Consider the following 16,004-nt stretch of genomic DNA (forward strand, 5'->3'; position numbering starts at 1 on the left):
CGGCGCCGTCGTCGTCACCGGCTCGAAGCAGGGCATCACCACGCCGCCGGGCAACACGCCCTACAACGTCTCGAAGGCGGGGGTGAAGGCCGCCACCGAGGCGCTCGCCCACGACCTGCGCGGACGCGACGGCTGCCGCACCAGCGCGCACCTGCTCATCCCGGGCTTCGTCTATACCGGGCTTACCCGGGCCCGCGGCGTCGCCGAGAAGCCCGCCGGCGCCTGGACGCCGGAGGAGACCGTGGCGTTCCTGCTGGAACGGCTCGACGCGGGCGACTTCTACGTGCTGTGTCCCGACAACGAGACCACCCGCGCCGCCGACGAGCGCCGCATCGCGTGGGCGGCCGGCGACATCATCGAGAACCGCCCGGCGCTGTCGCGCTGGCACCCGGACTTCTCCGAGGCGTTCCAGCGCGCGATGGAGCGGTAGGGCGGGCCTCGGAGCGGTCGAGGCGCGGCCCCGGAGGGATCGTCGCGTGACCGTCACCGGCGCTCGCGGACCGCGCGACGCTGCGCTATGCTCGGCCCCGCGAGATCAGGAGGCGGACCTGTGTATACGGTGAAGGCGAACGACCCGGCGGGCCGGCCCGCGACGTTCGCGTGCGGCACGGCCGATCAGGCCCTGGAGAAGACCTGGGAACTGACGCGGCGCGGGTTCAAGGACATCGTCGTGACCGACCCGAAGGGCCGCGCGTCCGATGCCGCCGCCTTCGAGCGGTCCCTGGACCTCGCCTGACGCCGGGCGCCCGGCGACGGGACCGGCCCTGGACAACCGGCGGGACCGCGGGCCACCTTGGCGCATCCCTGCCACGACAGCGGAGGCCGCGATGGCGCACGATCACCCCGGCGGGCATCGCCACGACGACGCGCACGGCGAGCTCTCGCCGGTCGAGGCGCGGGTGCGGGCGCTCGAATCGATCCTGGTGCAGAAGGGCTACGTCGAGCCCGCGGCCCTCGACGCCCTCGTCGAGATGTACGAGACCGAGGTCGGCCCGCACAACGGCGCCCGGGTCGTGGCGCGGGCCTGGGTCGATCCCGCCTACCGCGCGCGGCTGCTCGCGGACGCGACGGCGGCGATCGCCGAGCTCGGTCTTGGCGGACGCGGCGGCGAGCACATGGTCGTGGTCGAGAACACGCCGGAGACGCACAACCTCGTCGTGTGCACGCTGTGCTCGTGCTACCCCTGGCCGGTGCTCGGCCTGCCGCCGGTCTGGTACAAGGCGCCGCCCTACCGGTCCCGCGCCGTGATCGACCCGCGCGGGGTTCTGGCCGAGTTCGGCGTCGCGCTCCCCGAGACGACGCAGGTCACGGTGTGGGATTCCACCGCCGAGCTGCGCTACATGGTGCTGCCGATGCGGCCCGAGGGCACGGAAGGCCTCGACGAAGCGCAGCTCGCGGCGCTGGTCACCCGCGACGCGATGATCGGCACCGGGCTGGCCGGAGCCAAGCCGGGAGCCAGGCCGGGCGTGATACCAATCGGCGACGAGCCTTACTCATCGCCGACTGGTATGAGCCCATGAACGGCGGCCAGGACCTCGGCGGCATGCACGGCTTCGGCCCGGTCGCGCCGGAAGCCGACGAGCCGGTCTTCCACGACCCTTGGGAGAAGCGCGTCTTCGCCCTCGCCATGGCGATGGGCTTCACCGGCGCCTGGACGCTGGACGGCAGCCGCGCCGCCCGCGAATCGCTGCCGCCGGGCGACTACATGCGCTCGAGCTACTACGCGATCTGGCTGAAGGCGTTGGAGCGCCAGCTCGCCGCGTTCGGCCTCGCCGCGCCGGACGAGATCGTCCGCGGCATGCCGGACGCGCCGGCGAAACCCGTGGCGCGGGTGCTCACTGCCGCGATCCTGGCGCCGCGCTTCCGCGCCGGCTTCCCGAGCGACCGCCCGGCGCCTGCGCCTGCGCGCTTCGCGGTCGGTGACGTCGTCCTGATGCGCAACATCCACCCCCGGACCCACACCCGGCTGCCGCGCTACGTCCGCGGCCGGCGCGGCCGGGTCGAGCGCGTCCACGGCGCCTTCGTCCTGCCCGACACCAACGCGCACGGCCGCGGCGAGAACCCGGACTGGCTCTACACCGTGGGGTTTTCCGCGACCGAACTCTGGGGCGAGGACGGCGACCCGAACGGCCGCGTCGCGATCGCCGCCTTCGAGCACTACCTGCTGCCGGGCGGCGCGGCGTGAGCGCACCGGAGGCCGGCCCCTTCGCCGCGCCCTGGGAGGCGCAGGTCTTCGCGATGGTGGTGGCGCTGCGGCAGGCGGGCCTGTTCACCTGGAGCGAGTGGGCCGAGCGGCTCGGCGCCGCGATCCGCCCGGCCGACGGCCCTGAGGCCGCCGCCGATTACGGCCGCTGGCTCGTCGCGCTGGAGGCGATCCTGGCCGAGCGCGGCATCGCCGACGAAGCCGCGCTGGCCGCCCGCCGCGACGCGTTCCTGCGCGCCGCCGCGGCGACGCCGCACGGGGCGCCGATCCGCCTGGAGAACGACCCGCTCGGCCGATCGTGAGGAACGCGTCGTGCCCGCGGGACCGCCCGATCCGAAGGACGGTCGCGCGGACGCTGGGTGGAGGGACCATCGGCGAGCGTCGTCGCGGAAGCGCCGACGCCGGACCGGGCAACCGTCCGCCCCGTCGGGCGACGAAAGGGTAGTGTCTCAGTTTGAAATTTTAGGGACGTTCGCAATCCGCTGACAGACGAGCTTGGCTAAGCATTTTTTCGCCTCGTGCGTAAATCGCGTTGAACATTAAGCCAATTTGAGTGGCGTCACGACCGTCCGGCACGCCAACCGCGAGCACAAAGTGCATTCCAAGTTGAAAAAACGGGAACGCTTTTTGGTCATAGAAGGCTGTTCGACCGAGCATTATTTGGGTTAAATTGGGTTGTTTATAATGATCCGTGAGTTCAGGCCCGCCGTCGCCGGCGAAGGACTGTTTCAACAAATCGTCGAATGCGTCAGTCATGACAGCAGATATATTGTCTTGGCGTATGCTCTTATACAGATGACGAATCACCGCTGAGCGCGCGAAAGCCATTTCACAAGTGGCAACAGAACCGGCAACTTTGTACTCTCGCAAACTACAGACATCGCGCCAGCAATCGTCTGCATCCAAAAGCGATTTTCCAACCGCCCATGCGGCCCGATCGGCGGGAACTTTCGGGCGAAAATATTTTCGAAAGTTCATTCCACTTCGTTCCGCTTCTTGTACGAACCACGCTTTCCAACGGCAGGCGCAGCAGCCTCTACCAATGCTGCCACGTCTTCCATGCTCCAAAGCCGATCGGACACGCCAGCGGCCATCGCCGGGCTCATTCGGTGCTTCTTGTGCATCTTCACGAAGTTGTACCAGACCGTGTAGAGCGCGACCATGTGAGCATGGTTCTCGAACTTCTTCGAGAAGGCGTTTGAGAGGCGGGTGAACCGCTTCATCTGCATCCGCATCGTGAGGTTCTGACACTCGACGTAGGACGTGGAAACGTGCTTCTCGTCGGGCGATCCCTCGATGCGGGTCTTCTTGATCCCGGTACACTCGGCAGGGCTGTAGCGCCCGGTCGTGCCGCCCGGCGTCGGGCCGTACAGCTTCACCAGCATGGCGTAGTCCACGTCCGCACCGAAGGCGCCTTCGACAGCCTCAAGGTAAGCCTTGTGCCCGTCCGTGGTGAGCTGCACCCGGCTCATCAGGCGCCCCGCCAGATCAGACATGAAAGCGTCGGCGTACTCGGCATCCCGACTACCCACGAGGTAGCTCACGATGAGCTTGCTATCAGCATCGAGCGCCGTCCATGTCCACACGTCGCCAGCACCCTCAGAGGCGGCCTTGGCGGCCGCGACGTTCTTCGCTTTCGCGTAGCAGTAGGACCAAATCTCGCCGCGCTGCACGCGCTTCGCATCGACGCCGCGCACCGTTTCGTCGTGGAAAGCCGCACACGCCCTGCCGGCGTCCTCTAGCAGCTTCGACACGGTGTTGATCGACACGTCCACCACGCGGCTGATCGACCGCATGGAGGAGCCCTCGCAAAGCATGCTCAGGATTTGGACGCGCTTTACGAGAAGCATCTTGTTCATGTCTCTCTTTTCTGAACTTTTATGCTTGGCGTCAAGCATGATTGTCGCCGAGGTCCAATTCTCCTTGCCCGCCAAAATAAGCTCGTAGGTGCCGCTTGAACTCGTTCTTATTTCTCGAAATCCGAAGCAGCGTCATGGTTGTAATAACAAGGCTGCGAAAGTGGTCCATACCTTGCTGCTTATTAAGAAATTGAAAATGCTTTCTTCTTCGTTGATATTTCGAGTTTGAAGGATTAAGCTTATCGAGCTCTGGTAGAACTGGCTCTGGAAGCCTGGCGTAAATTAGTTGACGGATGAGCTTACCGGCATATCGCGGACCTCTATTGTTTTGCGTTCTTTTCCAACCATAGACGCGGTAAATCTCGTCGGTCAATTCTTCAGGTATAGTCTTGATCCACGGACGATGCTCTGGAAGAAGATAATTTGTCAGGATTTGTTGTAATTCGTTGCTGTCACGCTTGGTCTGATAACCTGTTGCCTCATCAATTAGTGCGACTAGGCCAATTCGTGTAAGGCTTGATGTAATGACCCTGCATTGGTGAGCTATAGCGGCTTGTTGTTTTTGTAGTGCGCCAGCATTGTCAGCCTGTATAACGGCCTCTGCAATATCAATCAAAGTATCCGAGTCGTATCCGTAGGCTACATTTGCTCCCATGCGGAATCGGATGGGGTTGGCGATTCTCGCCATTAAGTCATTGGAAACGTAAGGGTTTATACGGTCGCGAGCTAGGAAAAGCTCCAAACGATTCATACCCTTAACCATTGACCCGCCGCGAGCCATTTGCAGCGTATCAAGCATTCCGCTCGTTGGAATTACTCTGCGATTATCGTCCAGAACGTAGCAGGGGATTTCCATGTCCGCGATCCGCATGGGGCGATCGGGGGCCCCGTGCGCAACTTTTGGGGCGGCTTCATCCCAGCGTGCCTTTGCTGCCTCTCTGGCGCTCTGGCTCCGTTGTTCAGGCGTCAGCTTCTCAGCCCGCGCGCTTCCGCCCTTACTTTGAGGAGTTCGCTTCTTTGCCATGCCGAATCACTCCATGCGTGCTGCATAAAGCGCATCTTATGCGTGCTAATAGATTTAGCAAGCATCGCACATAAGTCGCCCGCCTTATGCGTGCTACTTGGCCCACCGCTTCGCCGCCGCCGCTCGCGCGACTTCAGCCCTGCGTTCGGGAGTCATGGCTGCCGCCCGCGCGGCTGCACCCTTCCGGCCCATAGCCGCCGCTGCCTCATCCTTGGGAGGCTTGGCCCCGTAGTCCTCGTCTGCCTCGCCGGTGGCGATCTGCATGACGCGCACGGCGTTGCCAATGGCGTCGGCAGGGCGCTTCTGGCCTTTAGGTCCTATGGGCATTACATGCCGTCCAAGTCATCGAGCATGATACTATCCAGTATCTCTTTGTAAGCTTTCGCCGCTTGTATGCGCGATGGCTCTCGCCTTACGAGCTTCGCGGCCTCTCTATAGCGACGGACTTGATCGATTTCATCTCCGCCTTTTACAAATCGCATGATATTATCGGCAGCTTGTATAAGCGCAGCTTCTTCGATCTCATCAGGTTGAAATTGTTTCTCGCGTCTCATCATGTCGGCCGTTATCCAGCCTGTATCTAGTTTGAAGTGCAAATATAAATATGCGTTGCTTGAGGGTTGTCTGATTGAATTGACAACTTCGTTCGCGGACAAAAACCTTTTGCCCAAAAATCTTTCATAATTTATGAGGAAGTATCCGTCCTCGCATTTGCCCGAAGCGAATTGATTGCTGGCGGCTCCTTCTAGAGCCACTTTGAAGAAAGTCCCGTGTGGAACGGCGATAGAGTGGCCCGGGCTGCCAGGGCGGTTCCGCCAGAAGCTACCTCCATCCGCAATGCAATCTATAAGCCTCATATTATCCTCCTGCTTAGCGCCAAGCATACGCCAGCGGGAGGGATCGCGCGAGGGGCGGGAACGGGAACGCGAGGCTCAACCGTTCGGGGGCATATTTCAAACTGAGACACTATCGACGAAAGCTTGACCTTCGCCCGGAAAAGATCGCCTCACGCCTTGTCCTCAAGCCCCGATCCGCGCGAGGATCGCCGCGAATCCTGGAATGGGGACAGGCACATGAGTTCGGCAGCAGGCCCGGAGATCGCGAAATCCCTCGACGTCGTGCCGATCGAGGACGCGAGCCTCGGCGCGTTCTATCGCAGCATGAACGTCACCGAGCGGCGCACCTTCTGGGCCTGCGCCGCCGGCTGGGCCCTCGACGGCATGGACTTCATGATCTACCCGCTGGTGATCGGCACGATCATCAGCCTGTGGAAGGTCGATCCGGGCACCGCGGGGCTCGCCGCCACCGTGACGCTGCTCGCCTCCGCGCTCGGCGGCTGGCTCGCCGGCTTCGTCGCCGACCGCATCGGCCGGGTGCTGACGCTGCAGATCACCATCCTGTGGTTCTCGTTCTTCTCGCTGGTCTGCGCCTTCGTGCAGAACTTCGAGCAGTTGCTCGTCGCCCGCGCGCTCTTGGGCCTGGGCTTCGGCGGCGAGTGGGCCGCCGGCGCCGTGCTGATGGGCGAGACCATCCGGGCGCAGTACCGGGGGCGCGCCGTCGGCTCGGTGCAGTCCGGCTGGGCGATCGGTTGGGGCATGGCGGTGCTGTCGCAGGCGATCCTGTTCTCGTACCTCCCGCCCGAGAGCGCGTGGCGCTGGATGTTCGTGATCGGCGCGGCCCCCGCCCTGCTGGTGTTCTACCTGCGCCGCTACGTCGAGGAGCCGAAGGTCGCCGCCGAGACCCGCGCACGGGCGCGGGCCGCCGGCGAGCAGCCCAAGCTCTGGGAGATCTTCTCCGGCCCGCTCCTGCGCACCACGATCCTGGCCTCGCTCGCCGCCGCCGGCTGCCAGGGCGGCTATTACGCGATCACCACGTGGCTGCCGCGCTTCCTCACCACTGAGCGCGGCCTGTCGGTCGTGTCCTCCACCGGCTACCTCGCGGCGCTGATCGTGGGCTCGTTTGCCGGTTACCTCGTCGGCGCATGGCTCGCCGACCGGCTCGGCCGGCGTCCGCTGTTCCTGATCTTCTCCGTCGGCGCGATCCTGGTGATCCTGGCCTATACCCAGCTCCCGCTCTCGAACGCGGTGCTGTGGGTGCTGGGTTTCCCGCTCGGCTTCTTCGCCTCGGGCTACTTCTCCGGGATGGGCGCCTTCCTCACCGAACTGTACCCGACGCGCCTGCGCGGCTCGGGGCAGGGCTTCTGCTACAATTTCGGCCGGGGGCTCGGCGCGCTGTTCCCGTTCCTCGTGGGCGCCCTGTCGCAGAGCGTCGGGCTGGCCTCGGCCATCGCGATCTTCGCCGCCGGCGCCTACGGCGTGTTCTTCGTCGCCGCCTTTGCGCTGCCCGAGACCCGGGGCAAGGTGCTCCACGTCGACGGGTAGGCGATATCGCAGAACCACGGGCCCCGATCCCGAGGAGCGCCCATGGCCGAACGGACCGTTCCGAGCGTCACTGTCGCGGCGCTGTCGCACGACCTCCTGCGCAAGCGTTCGTTCGTCAGCCTCGTCTGGACCGACGATCCGGAGAAGACCGTCGCGTTGCCAGTCCCGTTCGGGTGCAGCCTCGACGACGTCCGCGGCGAAGCCGAGAAGGCCCTGCGGGCATTGTCCACGGAAACCGCGCGTCTCGCCGTAATCGCATAGCCGCGCCGGTGTCCGACGCAGGACCTGAGGACACCATGACCCCGATCCGCGACTGCCCCGCCCCCGACCCCCGGATCTCCGGCCCGACGCGCTACGCCGTGCCCGCCGGCGCGGTCGACACGCACGCCCACGTCATCGGGCTGCCGCCGGCCTACCCGTTCGTGGAGAACCGCAGCTACACGCCGCCAGCCGCACCGGCGGACGCCTACCTCGCGATGCTCGACGCCACCGGCATGGCAAACGGCGTCCTGGTCCAGGTCAGCGTCCACGGCACCGACAACCGGCTGATGCTGGAGACGCTCGCCGGCCATCGTGAGCGCCTGCGCGGCGTCGCAGTGATCCCGCTCGGCCTGCCCGAGCGCGAATGCGCGGCGCTGAAGGATGCCGGCATCGTCGGCCTGCGCCTCAACGTGCTGTTCGGCGGCGGCGTGGATTTCGCGCAGGTGGAAGCCTACGCGGACTTGGCCCGCGACATGGGCTGGCACCTCCAGTTCCTCATCGACGCGCGCACCCTGCCGCCGCTGGCCGCCCGCCTGTCGCGGTTGCCGGTGCCGTTCGTCGTCGACCATATGGGCCACCTGCCGGCCTCGGCGGGCTTGGACGATCCGGGCTTCCGCACCCTCGTCGGCCTCGTCGCCGACGGCGCCTGGGTGAAGCTCTCGGGTGCGTTCCGCACCAGCGTCGCGGGCGCGCCCTACGCCGACACCATCCCCTTCGCCCGGGCGCTCAACGACGCTGCCCCCGATCGCTGCCTCTGGGGCTCGGACTGGCCGCACGTGGCCGCCTGGGACGGCCCGCCCCGCATCGCCGCGCTCCTCGATTTGATGGCCGACTGGGTGCCGGACGAAGGCCGGCGGAAAAGGCTGTTCGTCGACAACCCGCGAAAGCTCTACGGTTTTGCGTGATCGGACCCGACGCCCGGTTCCGCCTCCGCCCGCTCGCCCTGCTCGACGAAGCGCCGGATCAGCCAGCGTCCGGCCGGACCCGGCGGACGGTCGGTCCGGTAGATGGCCGTCAGGGGCAGGCGGCGGTGCTCGGCCCCGATCATGCGCAGCCTGACGAGCCGGCCGGCCGCGCTGTCCGCCTGCACCCTGTGCGCGGGCATGGTGCCCCACCCGATCACGCCGAACTCCTCGCGGTCCGCCGATGCGGACCGATGCGTCATCACGCGCTGCTCGGCCTCCCGTTCCGGGTCTGCCCCGATCGGGCGACGCCACGCTCGGCACCCGGCAGCACCTCCGCCGCACCGGCTCGGACCGCCTTCGGTTCGTTCTGGACCCGGAGCATCGTCCGCGCGCGGCGACGGGCCGGTGCCGGACGGGCCGCAGCCCGCGCGTGAGGAACGCGCGCGGCCCGAGCCGTGCATGACGGGGTCTTGCCGCGCCCCGAGAAACCGGTTTCCTGTGCGCGGATCGACCTAAGAACCGCGAGACGCCGCATGTCCGACGCGCCCCTGCGCAACACCCGGCCGATGGACGCCTTCTGGATGCCGTTCACGGCCAATCGCCAGTTCAAGGCGGCGCCGCGGATGTTCGTGGCGGCCAAGGGGATGCACTACACCACGGATGACGGCCGGCAGGTGCTCGACGGGACGGCCGGCCTGTGGTGCTGCAACGCCGGCCACGGCCGCAGCGGGATCGCCCAGGCCGTCGAGCGCCAGCTCGCGACCCTGGACTTTGCCCCGACCTTCCAGATGGGCCACCCGATCGCGTTCGACTTCGCCGAGAGGCTGGCCGCCATCGCGCCGGGGCCGGACGGGCAAAAGCTCGACCGGGTGTTCTTCACCGGCTCGGGCTCGGAATCGGTCGATACCGCGCTGAAGATCGCGCTGGCCTACCAGCGCGGCATCGGCCAGGGCACCCGCACGCGGCTGATCGGGCGCGAGCGCGGCTATCACGGCGTCGGCTTCGGCGGCATCTCGGTCGGCGGCATCCTCTCGAACCGCCGGGTGTTCCCGACGCTGCCGGGAAGCGACCACCTGCGCCACACCCACGATCCGGGCCGCAACGCCTTCGTGAAGGGCCAGCCCGAGCACGGGATGGAACTCGCCGACGACCTCGAGCGCCTCGTGGCCCTGCACGGGGCGGAGACCATCGCCGCAGCAATCGTCGAGCCGGTGGCCGGCTCCACCGGCGTGCTGGTGCCGCCGAAGGGCTACCTCGAACGCCTGCGCGACATCTGCACCCGCCACGGCATCCTGCTGATCTTCGACGAGGTCATCACCGGCTTCGGCCGGCTCGGCGCGCCCTTCGCCACGGATTTCTTCGGCGTGACGCCGGACCTCGTCTGCACCGCCAAGGGGCTGACCAACGGCACGATCCCGATGGGCGCGGTGTTCTCCGCCCGCCACGTCCACGACGCGCTGATGGCCGGCCCGGACGGGATCGAGCTGTTCCACGGCTACACCTATTCCGGCCACCCGGTGGCCTGCGCGGCGGGGCTCGCGACGCTGGACATCTACCGCGACGAGGGCCTGCTCACCCGCGCGGCCGGGCTTGCCGGGGACTGGGCCGCCGCGATGCACGACCTGCGCGGACGCGCCCGCGTCACTGACATCCGCACCATCGGGCTGATCGCCGGGATCGAGCTGGAGCCGCGCCCCGGCGCGCCGGGCCGGCGCGCCTACGACGTGTTCGTCGATTGCTTCAACCGCGGGCTTCTCATCCGCGTCACCGGCGACATCGTCGCGCTCTCGCCGCCGCTGATCCTGGAGCCCGGCCAGATCGGCGAGATCGCGCGCATTCTGGGAGATGCCATCGACCGGGTGGCGTGAGTGTGGCTGTCCGACAGACGCGCCCACCCTCTCCCCTCTGCGGGGGAGGGCGCGTCGGTCGCCCCTGCGGGAGAGGGGAAAGCTCCGCGCGCTCTCACCCTTCCGATACGGTTTCCGTCCCGCACCACTCGGCGACGAACAGGGCCATCGCCGTGGTGATGCGCTTCACGGAGGCGAGGCTGACGCGCTCGTCGAAGCCGTGGATGTTGTGGCTGATCGGGCCGTAGCACAGCGCCGGCACCCGGTCGTAGAGGGCGTGCACCCGCGTATCGAGGTAGCCCGCGGTCATGAAGCTTTGGAGCTCCGAGCCCGTCGCCCGCGCGTGTGCCCGTCCGAGCACGGCTTCCGCCTCCGAGCCCGCCTCCAGCACGTAGCCCTCCGCGAAGAAGCCGTCGAAGGCGACCTGCGGCGGGGTGTTGGACAGGAACGGGTCGTCGCGCGCGAAGGCGGCGACCGCCGCCTCGATCTCGGCGGCGGCCTCGGCCGCAGCCACGCCCGGATAGAGCGCGATGCGGCAGCCGATCCGGCACCATGCCGGCACCGAGGAGGCCCAGTCGCCGCCCTCGATCCGGCCGACGTTGAGGTTGATCGGGTGCGCCTCCCCCTCGAAGTGCGGGCGCCCGGCCTTGTCCGCGTTCCAGCGCGCCTCGAGCGCGCGCAGCGCCCCGATCACCCGGTAGGTCGCGTCGATGGCGTTCGCCCCGGCGCCCATCTCGCGGACATGCACCGGCGTCCCACGCACCTCGACCGTGAACCACAGCACGCCGGTGTTGGCACGCACCAGCTTCTCGTCCTCCGGCTCGGGGATCAGCACCGCGTCGGCGCGGTAGCCGCGCAGGTGCGTCATCAGCGCGCCGTTGCCGGTGGATTCCTCCTCCACCACCGACTGGACCGTCACGGTCGCGGCCGGCTGCAGGCCGATGCGGCGGAGCGCGTCCAGCGCGAACAAGTTGGCCGCGTGCCCCGCCTTCATGTCGGCCGCGCCCCGCCCGTACAGCCAGTCGCCCTCGATCACCGGATCGAAGGGCGGATGCGTCCACAGGTCGAGGGGGCCCGCCGGCACCACGTCGACATGGGCCTGGAGGATCAGCGAGCGCCCGGTCTCGGCCCGCGGCCGGTGGATGCCTACCACGATCGGCGCCTCGGAGTGCCCCTCCGTGATCTTCGAGCCGCCGGGATGGGCGGCGATCCGCCCGTGATCCATCGCGAACCGCTCCATCGCCAGCCCGCGCGCGCGAAACGATTGGAATACGAAGTCCTGGATCGCGTGCTCGGCCCCGCGGGTCGAGGCGAAGCGCACCAGCGCCTGGGTGTGGGCGACCTGATCGGAGAAACCCTCGGCGACGGAGGCCGCGATGCGGGCGGCGAGGGCGGGGGGCAGGGTCATACGGGCATCCTGTGGAATCCGGGCGGGGTCGCGTGGCCGCCGAAGCGCGGTCGCGAACGCGGAACCTCCGGTCGCCGGGGACACGGTACGCGGATGCGGGCCTCATCGGCCGATCCGCAAGGCCATCATCGAGCCGGAGCCCCGGCGTGGCAACACCGGCCGGGCGGGGTGACGCGGCAGCGGACGCGCACGACCGTCCCGGGCTCTGTGGCGACGGCCACCCTCCGCCCTGGCCTTCGGCCCGGGGCTCTGCCAACCTCCGGCTGCCTCACCGTTCGGGAATCGGCACGCATGACGCGACGCGGTCGCCTGACTTGGATCGCGCCTTGGATCGCGCCTTGGATCGCGCCTTGGATCGCGGCTTGGATCGTGGCCGGCCTGCCGGCGGCGCAGGGAGCGGCGGCGCAGGGGAGTGTGGGGCAGGGCGCTACAGGGCCGGCGCCCGCGCCGCGGCCGAAGGCGCCGGCCGCCGCGCCCGATCCCGCCTTCGAGGCGATGCGCCCCGCCTTCGAGGCCCTGCCCGAATCCGAGCGCAGGGGGCTGCAGGACGCCCTGGTCTGGACCGGCGACTACAACAGCGTGATCAACGGCAGCTTCGGCCGGCGCACGTTCGAGGCGCTGAACGCGTTCCGCACGCGGACGGCGCCCACCGCCGACGCCCTCGACCCTCGGCTGCGCGCGGCGATCCTCGCGGCGGGTGAGGCGTCGCGGGCGGCCGCGCGCTTCACGGTGAGGCCGGATGCGGGCAGCGGCGCGGTGCTCGGCGTGCCGGAACGGCTGTTGCCCAAGCGCGGCGCGATCCCCGGCGGCACCCGCTGGCAGAGCGCGGACGGGCGCCTCACCCTGGAGAGCCGCTCCTATCCCGCGGGCACCACCGACCTCGACGCCCTGTTCGAGGCTGCCAGCGCGCCGGTGAACGGGCGCCAGGTGACGTACAAGCTGAAGCGGCCGGACTTCGTCGTGGTGACCGCCGAGGCCGGCGCCGGGCGCTCCTACGTGCGCTACGCGTCGGGGCCGGAGGGCATCCGCGGCTTCGCGATCGGCTACGACAGGGCGCAGGCCGCCGAGATCGACCGCCTCGTCATCGCCATCGCCAACAGTTTCGTGCCGTTTCCCGGATCGGCGGCGCCGGTCGAGGTCCCGCGGGCTGCCGCGCCGTCCGTGGCGGCACCGGTCGCGGCCGTCGTCCAAACCGTCGGCACCGGCCTCGTGGTGGCGGCGGGGCGGGTGCTGACCACCGCCGCGGTGCTGGAGGCCTGTCCTACGCTGCGGATCGGGACGGCGCCGGCACGGCTGGTCCGCAGCGATCCGGCCCGCGGCCTGGCGTTGCTCGACGCGGCAGATCTGCCGGGGCCGCGCCGGCCGGTCTTTCCCGGAAGGCCGGATGCCGGCGCCGGCCGCGTCGTGGTCGCGGCGGAGGCGAGCGGCGTCTCCGTCGCGCCCGGTTCCGCCCTCGCGGAGGACCGGGTGACGGCGCCGCTCCAGCCCGGCGCGGGCGGAGCGCCGGTTCTCGACCGCTCGGGCGCGCTTGCCGGTGTCGTCGCGCGCTTTCCCGCATCACCCCGGCTGATCGCCGGCGTGATGCCGCCGGCGAGCTATCCCGTGGTGCCGGGCGCGGCGGTCGCCGCGTTCCTGGCGGAGAACGGCATCGCCGCCGCGGCGCCGGCCGCGCGCAGCGATGGTACGGGCGCCGCCGCCTCGGTGGTCGGCGGCGCCGTGGTCGGCTTCACCTGCCCGCGCTGACGCGGCAGGCGCCGGACGGCCTCGTGCCGGAGCTCGATCGAGCCCGGCTCGCGAGGCCCGGGATCAGAGCCGGCCGGTGGCGAGCAGCACGATCAGGATGATGATCAGGATGCCGCCGAGCCCGAAGCCGGGGCCGCGATAGGCGCCGCCGCCGAGAAACCCGCCACCGCCGAAGGCCACGATGATCAGGATGATGAGCAGGATGGTGACGAGGGACATCGGGTTGTCTCCAGGGACGCGCACGGGGCGTGAGCTTGACCGTGCAAACGCCGCGACAATCCGTTCCGTTCAAAATTTTCGCACGCGATCGTGAAGGACGGTTCGGCCGGATCACGCGTGCCAGTCCGGCAGCGGATCGCCGGCCTGCTCCAGCCAGTCCGGCGTCGGCAGGCCGCGCGACCGGAGGAAGGCCGGGTCGAACAGCTTCGAGGCGTAGCGCGCCGCGCCGTCGCACAGGATCGTCACGATCGTGTGCCCCGGCCCGAGCGCCTTCGCGAGGCGGATCGCGCCCGCGACGTTGATGCCGGACGAGCCGCCGAGCGACAGCCCCTCCGTGCGCATCAGCCCGAACACGTGCCCCAGCGCCTCCGCGTCGGGGATGCGGAAGGCGTGGTCGGGGCTGAAGCCTTCGAGATTCCGCGTGATCCGCCCCTGGCCGATCCCCTCCGTGATCGACGAGCCCTCGGCCTTCAGCGTGCCGGTGACGTAGTGCGCGTACAGCGCCGAGCCCTCGGGGTCGGCGAGCGCGATCGCCACCTTCGGGTTCCTCGCCCTCAGCGCCTGCGCGGTGCCGGCGAGCGTCCCGCCGGTGCCGGCGGCGCAGACGAAGCCGTCGACCATGCCCGCGGTCTGGTCCCAGATCTCCGGGCCGGTATGCTCGGCATGCGCCCGGCGGTTGGCGAGGTTGTCGAACTGGTCGGCGAAGAACGCGCCGGCTTCCTCGCTCGCCGCGAGCTTGCCGGCGAGGCGGCGCGCGACGTGGACGTAGTTGTCCGGGTTCGCGAACGGCACCGCCGGCACCTCGACAAGGCGGGCACCGGCGAGCCGCAGCGTCTGCTTCTTCTCCGCGGACTGGGTCACGGGGATGACGATGACGGTGCGGTAGCCGCGCACCGAGGCGACCAGCGCCAAGCCGATCCCGGTGTTGCCGGCCGTGCCCTCGACGATGGTGCCCCCGGGCCGGATCAGCCCGCGCGCCTCGGCGTCCGTGACGATCGAGAGCGCGGCCCGGTCCTTCACCGAGAGGCCGGGATTGAGGAACTCGGCCTTGCCGAGGATGGTGCAGCCGGTCTCCTCCGAGGCGGCGCGCAGGCGGATCAGCGGGGTGTTGCCGATCGCATCCAGCACGTCGCCTCGCGGGCCGCGTCCTTCGTCCGTCCTGCCTTCGTCCGTCCTGCCGCCCATGCCCGTCCCCCGTGCCGCCGTCGCTCAAGCCGTCATCGTGCCGTCACGTCGTCGGCCATGGCGGATCTGGCGCAGGATCGGGCGGCGGCGAGGGACGAGGGCGGCGGGACTCCGACGGGGCGGGCACGATCCTTGCCGCCTCGATCGCCGCGCCGGAAGATGTGGAACGCCACCCACGAACCAGCAAACGCCGGCGCTGAAGAGCGCGCCCGATGCCGGGACCGACGAAGGTCCTGACCCGTAGTAGACGTTGAACACCGACGCCAAGCCGCCGATCGCGAAGATCGAGATCGCGAGCCCGTTCGCATACGTCGCCGTGAGTTTCGCACGCTCGGTCGCGATGAGGATCCGCGTCCCCGCATCCGGGTCGCGAGCTTCGTCGTGCCGATCCATCGAGGCCGCGGTGTTGCCCAGCAGCGACCGATCGTGACGGCCTCAACCGCGATGGTCAGCGTCCCGCGGCGGCGAAAACGACGCTCGCCCCAAAACCCTACCCGAACACGTACCCCCCGTTGATCCGCAAGCCCACAGCGCGCCCGGCCGCGTACCGCTCCCCGTCGGAATCCTCGACGATCAGGATGCCGCCGTCGGGGCGGGCGACCTCGATGCGCTGGCGGCCCTGGCTGCGGTAAGAGGAGCGGACGGTGCCGGTCAGGTGCGCGCTCAGCGGTTCCACGAGCTGGAGCTGCCAGGGGCGAACGAAGAGTTTCACGGGGCCGATGAGGCCCGCGGGCGCCGCGACCGGCGTCGGCCGGCCGTCGACGCGGACTTGGCCGCCCTCGGCGATCGCCTCGACCTCGATGGCGTCGCCCAGGAACTTCAGCACGGTGGCCGAGGCCGGGTTCTCCTGGACTTCGTCGGGGGTGCCGACCTGCTCCAGCCGGCCCTTGTCGAGCACGGCGACGCGGTCGGAGAGCTCCAGCGCCTCGTCCTGGTCGTGGGTGACGAAGATCGTGGTCTGGCCGGTGC

Annotated in this window: 18 protein-coding genes and 1 pseudogene; 10 read left to right on the forward strand and 9 right to left on the reverse strand. The window is 68.9% G+C overall.

The features are described 5' to 3' along the window. The 5 genes from ACFE86_RS15570 to ACFE86_RS15590 all read left to right on the forward strand — a co-directional run. Positions 1 to 430, forward strand: a 430-nt coding sequence (locus tag ACFE86_RS15570; protein ID WP_375456237.1) for an SDR family NAD(P)-dependent oxidoreductase, incomplete at its 5' end; no start/stop codon positions are given. 87 nt (positions 431 to 517) lie between these two features. Continuing rightward, positions 518 to 736: a hypothetical protein gene (locus ACFE86_RS15575; RefSeq protein WP_375456238.1), complete on the forward strand. Its 219-nt coding sequence runs from the start codon at positions 518 to 520 to the stop codon at positions 734 to 736. Positions 737 to 827: 91 nt separating this feature from the next. After that, on the forward strand, positions 828 to 1,520 hold the full coding sequence (gene nthA / locus ACFE86_RS15580; RefSeq protein WP_375456239.1) for a nitrile hydratase subunit alpha: 693 nt from the start codon (positions 828 to 830) through the stop codon (positions 1,518 to 1,520). After that, a complete protein-coding gene (gene nthB, locus ACFE86_RS15585) occupies positions 1,517 to 2,185 on the forward strand; it encodes a nitrile hydratase subunit beta (protein ID WP_375456240.1) in 669 nt (222 codons plus the stop codon). Before nthA ends, nthB begins: the two co-directional genes overlap by 4 nt. Positions 2,186 to 2,238: 53 nt before the next feature. Then, positions 2,239 to 2,505 (forward strand): nitrile hydratase accessory protein, encoded by a 267-nt coding sequence (locus ACFE86_RS15590; protein ID WP_375456254.1) that lies wholly within the window; start codon positions 2,239 to 2,241, stop codon positions 2,503 to 2,505. A gap of 160 nt (positions 2,506 to 2,665) precedes the next feature. On the opposite strand, the gene ACFE86_RS15595 is transcribed toward ACFE86_RS15590, so the two are convergent. The 4 genes from ACFE86_RS15595 to ACFE86_RS15610 all read right to left on the reverse strand — a co-directional run bounded on the left by ACFE86_RS15595 (position 2,666) and on the right by ACFE86_RS15610 (position 5,943). Then, positions 2,666 to 3,181, reverse strand: a complete 516-nt coding sequence (locus tag ACFE86_RS15595) for a hypothetical protein (RefSeq protein WP_375456241.1) — start codon at positions 3,179 to 3,181, stop codon at positions 2,666 to 2,668. Beyond that, a complete protein-coding gene (locus tag ACFE86_RS15600; protein WP_375456242.1) occupies positions 3,178 to 4,062 on the reverse strand; it encodes an IS1 family transposase in 885 nt (294 codons plus the stop codon). The genes ACFE86_RS15595 and ACFE86_RS15600 overlap by 4 nt, the downstream gene beginning before the upstream one ends. Before the next feature lie 31 nt (positions 4,063 to 4,093). After that, positions 4,094 to 5,086 carry a P63C domain-containing protein gene (locus tag ACFE86_RS15605; RefSeq protein ID WP_375456243.1) on the reverse strand — a complete coding sequence of 331 codons (993 nt, stop codon included), beginning with the start codon at positions 5,084 to 5,086 and terminating at the stop codon, positions 4,094 to 4,096. Positions 5,087 to 5,412: 326 nt separating this feature from the next. Continuing rightward, complete coding sequence (locus tag ACFE86_RS15610; protein ID WP_375456244.1) at positions 5,413 to 5,943, reverse strand: hypothetical protein; 531 nt, start codon at positions 5,941 to 5,943, stop codon at positions 5,413 to 5,415. A gap of 216 nt (positions 5,944 to 6,159) precedes the next feature. On the opposite strand from ACFE86_RS15610, the gene ACFE86_RS15615 reads away from it, so the two are divergent. From ACFE86_RS15615 to ACFE86_RS15625, 3 genes are read left to right on the forward strand one after another with little or no spacing between them, the layout of a single operon-like run. Next, the gene (locus ACFE86_RS15615; protein ID WP_375456245.1) at positions 6,160 to 7,467 is read left to right on the forward strand and encodes an MFS transporter; all 1,308 of its coding nucleotides are present in this window, start codon (positions 6,160 to 6,162) and stop codon (positions 7,465 to 7,467) included. A 42-nt stretch (positions 7,468 to 7,509) separates the two neighbouring features. Beyond that, on the forward strand, positions 7,510 to 7,728 hold the full coding sequence (locus tag ACFE86_RS15620; protein WP_375456246.1) for a hypothetical protein: 219 nt from the start codon (positions 7,510 to 7,512) through the stop codon (positions 7,726 to 7,728). Positions 7,729 to 7,763: 35 nt separating this feature from the next. Beyond that, entirely contained in the window at positions 7,764 to 8,633 is an 870-nt protein-coding gene (locus ACFE86_RS15625; protein WP_375456247.1) for an amidohydrolase family protein, read from the forward strand. Here ACFE86_RS15625 and ACFE86_RS15630 read toward each other — a convergent pair. Further along, complete coding sequence (locus ACFE86_RS15630; RefSeq protein ID WP_375456248.1) at positions 8,618 to 8,893, reverse strand: hypothetical protein; 276 nt, start codon at positions 8,891 to 8,893, stop codon at positions 8,618 to 8,620. The two genes, ACFE86_RS15625 and ACFE86_RS15630, sit on opposite strands and share 16 nt — an antisense overlap. A gap of 273 nt (positions 8,894 to 9,166) precedes the next feature. On the opposite strand from ACFE86_RS15630, the gene ACFE86_RS15635 reads away from it, so the two are divergent. Continuing rightward, entirely contained in the window at positions 9,167 to 10,501 is a 1,335-nt protein-coding gene (locus ACFE86_RS15635; RefSeq protein ID WP_375456249.1) for an aspartate aminotransferase family protein, read from the forward strand. 94 nt (positions 10,502 to 10,595) lie between these two features. On the opposite strand, the gene ACFE86_RS15640 is transcribed toward ACFE86_RS15635, so the two are convergent. Further along, on the reverse strand, positions 10,596 to 11,888 hold the full coding sequence (locus tag ACFE86_RS15640) for an ArgE/DapE family deacylase (RefSeq protein WP_375456250.1): 1,293 nt from the start codon (positions 11,886 to 11,888) through the stop codon (positions 10,596 to 10,598). A 369-nt stretch (positions 11,889 to 12,257) separates the two neighbouring features. Here ACFE86_RS15640 and ACFE86_RS15645 point away from each other — a divergent pair, with 369 nt between their 5' ends. Further along, positions 12,258 to 13,631, forward strand: a complete 1,374-nt coding sequence (locus ACFE86_RS15645; RefSeq protein ID WP_375456251.1) for a serine protease — start codon at positions 12,258 to 12,260, stop codon at positions 13,629 to 13,631. Between the two features lie 63 nt (positions 13,632 to 13,694). On the opposite strand, the gene ACFE86_RS15650 is transcribed toward ACFE86_RS15645, so the two are convergent. From ACFE86_RS15650 to ACFE86_RS15660, 3 genes and pseudogenes are all read right to left on the reverse strand, one after another. After that, positions 13,695 to 13,850 carry a DUF3309 domain-containing protein gene (locus ACFE86_RS15650; RefSeq protein WP_375456252.1) on the reverse strand — a complete coding sequence of 52 codons (156 nt, stop codon included), beginning with the start codon at positions 13,848 to 13,850 and terminating at the stop codon, positions 13,695 to 13,697. Between the two features lie 111 nt (positions 13,851 to 13,961). Continuing rightward, entirely contained in the window at positions 13,962 to 15,035 is a 1,074-nt protein-coding gene (locus ACFE86_RS15655; protein ID WP_375456253.1) for a cysteine synthase A, read from the reverse strand. A 490-nt stretch (positions 15,036 to 15,525) separates the two neighbouring features. Next, positions 15,526 to 16,004 (reverse strand): annotated as a pseudogene (locus ACFE86_RS15660) (sulfate ABC transporter ATP-binding protein); the annotation flags it as partial.

It is taken from the genome of uncultured Methylobacterium sp. (assembly GCF_964244095.1).
GTDB lineage: Bacteria > Pseudomonadota > Alphaproteobacteria > Rhizobiales > Beijerinckiaceae > Methylobacterium.

Excerpts from the sequence above, each read along its gene's own strand:
- ACFE86_RS15620 (WP_375456246.1), top strand. The coding sequence starts at position 7,510 with ATGGCCGAACGGACCGTTCCGAGCGTCACTGTCGCGGCGCTGTCGCAC.
- ACFE86_RS15640 (WP_375456250.1), bottom strand. The coding sequence starts at position 11,888 with ATGACCCTGCCCCCCGCCCTCGCCGCCCGCATCGCGGCCTCCGTCGCC.
- ACFE86_RS15600 (WP_375456242.1), bottom strand. The coding sequence starts at position 4,062 with ATGAACAAGATGCTTCTCGTAAAGCGCGTCCAAATCCTGAGCATGCTT.
- ACFE86_RS15610 (WP_375456244.1), bottom strand. The coding sequence starts at position 5,943 with ATGAGGCTTATAGATTGCATTGCGGATGGAGGTAGCTTCTGGCGGAAC.
- ACFE86_RS15635 (WP_375456249.1), top strand. The coding sequence starts at position 9,167 with ATGTCCGACGCGCCCCTGCGCAACACCCGGCCGATGGACGCCTTCTGG.
- ACFE86_RS15590 (WP_375456254.1), top strand. The coding sequence starts at position 2,239 with ATGGTGGTGGCGCTGCGGCAGGCGGGCCTGTTCACCTGGAGCGAGTGG.
- ACFE86_RS15625 (WP_375456247.1), top strand. The coding sequence starts at position 7,764 with ATGACCCCGATCCGCGACTGCCCCGCCCCCGACCCCCGGATCTCCGGC.
- ACFE86_RS15630 (WP_375456248.1), bottom strand. The coding sequence starts at position 8,893 with ATGACGCATCGGTCCGCATCGGCGGACCGCGAGGAGTTCGGCGTGATC.
- ACFE86_RS15655 (WP_375456253.1), bottom strand. The coding sequence starts at position 15,035 with ATGGGCGGCAGGACGGACGAAGGCAGGACGGACGAAGGACGCGGCCCG.
- ACFE86_RS15650 (WP_375456252.1), bottom strand. The coding sequence starts at position 13,850 with ATGTCCCTCGTCACCATCCTGCTCATCATCCTGATCATCGTGGCCTTC.
- ACFE86_RS15605 (WP_375456243.1), bottom strand. The coding sequence starts at position 5,086 with ATGGCAAAGAAGCGAACTCCTCAAAGTAAGGGCGGAAGCGCGCGGGCT.
- ACFE86_RS15575 (WP_375456238.1), top strand. The coding sequence starts at position 518 with ATGCTCGGCCCCGCGAGATCAGGAGGCGGACCTGTGTATACGGTGAAG.
- ACFE86_RS15595 (WP_375456241.1), bottom strand. The coding sequence starts at position 3,181 with ATGAACTTTCGAAAATATTTTCGCCCGAAAGTTCCCGCCGATCGGGCC.
- nthB (WP_375456240.1), top strand. The coding sequence starts at position 1,517 with ATGAACGGCGGCCAGGACCTCGGCGGCATGCACGGCTTCGGCCCGGTC.
- nthA (WP_375456239.1), top strand. The coding sequence starts at position 828 with ATGGCGCACGATCACCCCGGCGGGCATCGCCACGACGACGCGCACGGC.
- ACFE86_RS15615 (WP_375456245.1), top strand. The coding sequence starts at position 6,160 with ATGAGTTCGGCAGCAGGCCCGGAGATCGCGAAATCCCTCGACGTCGTG.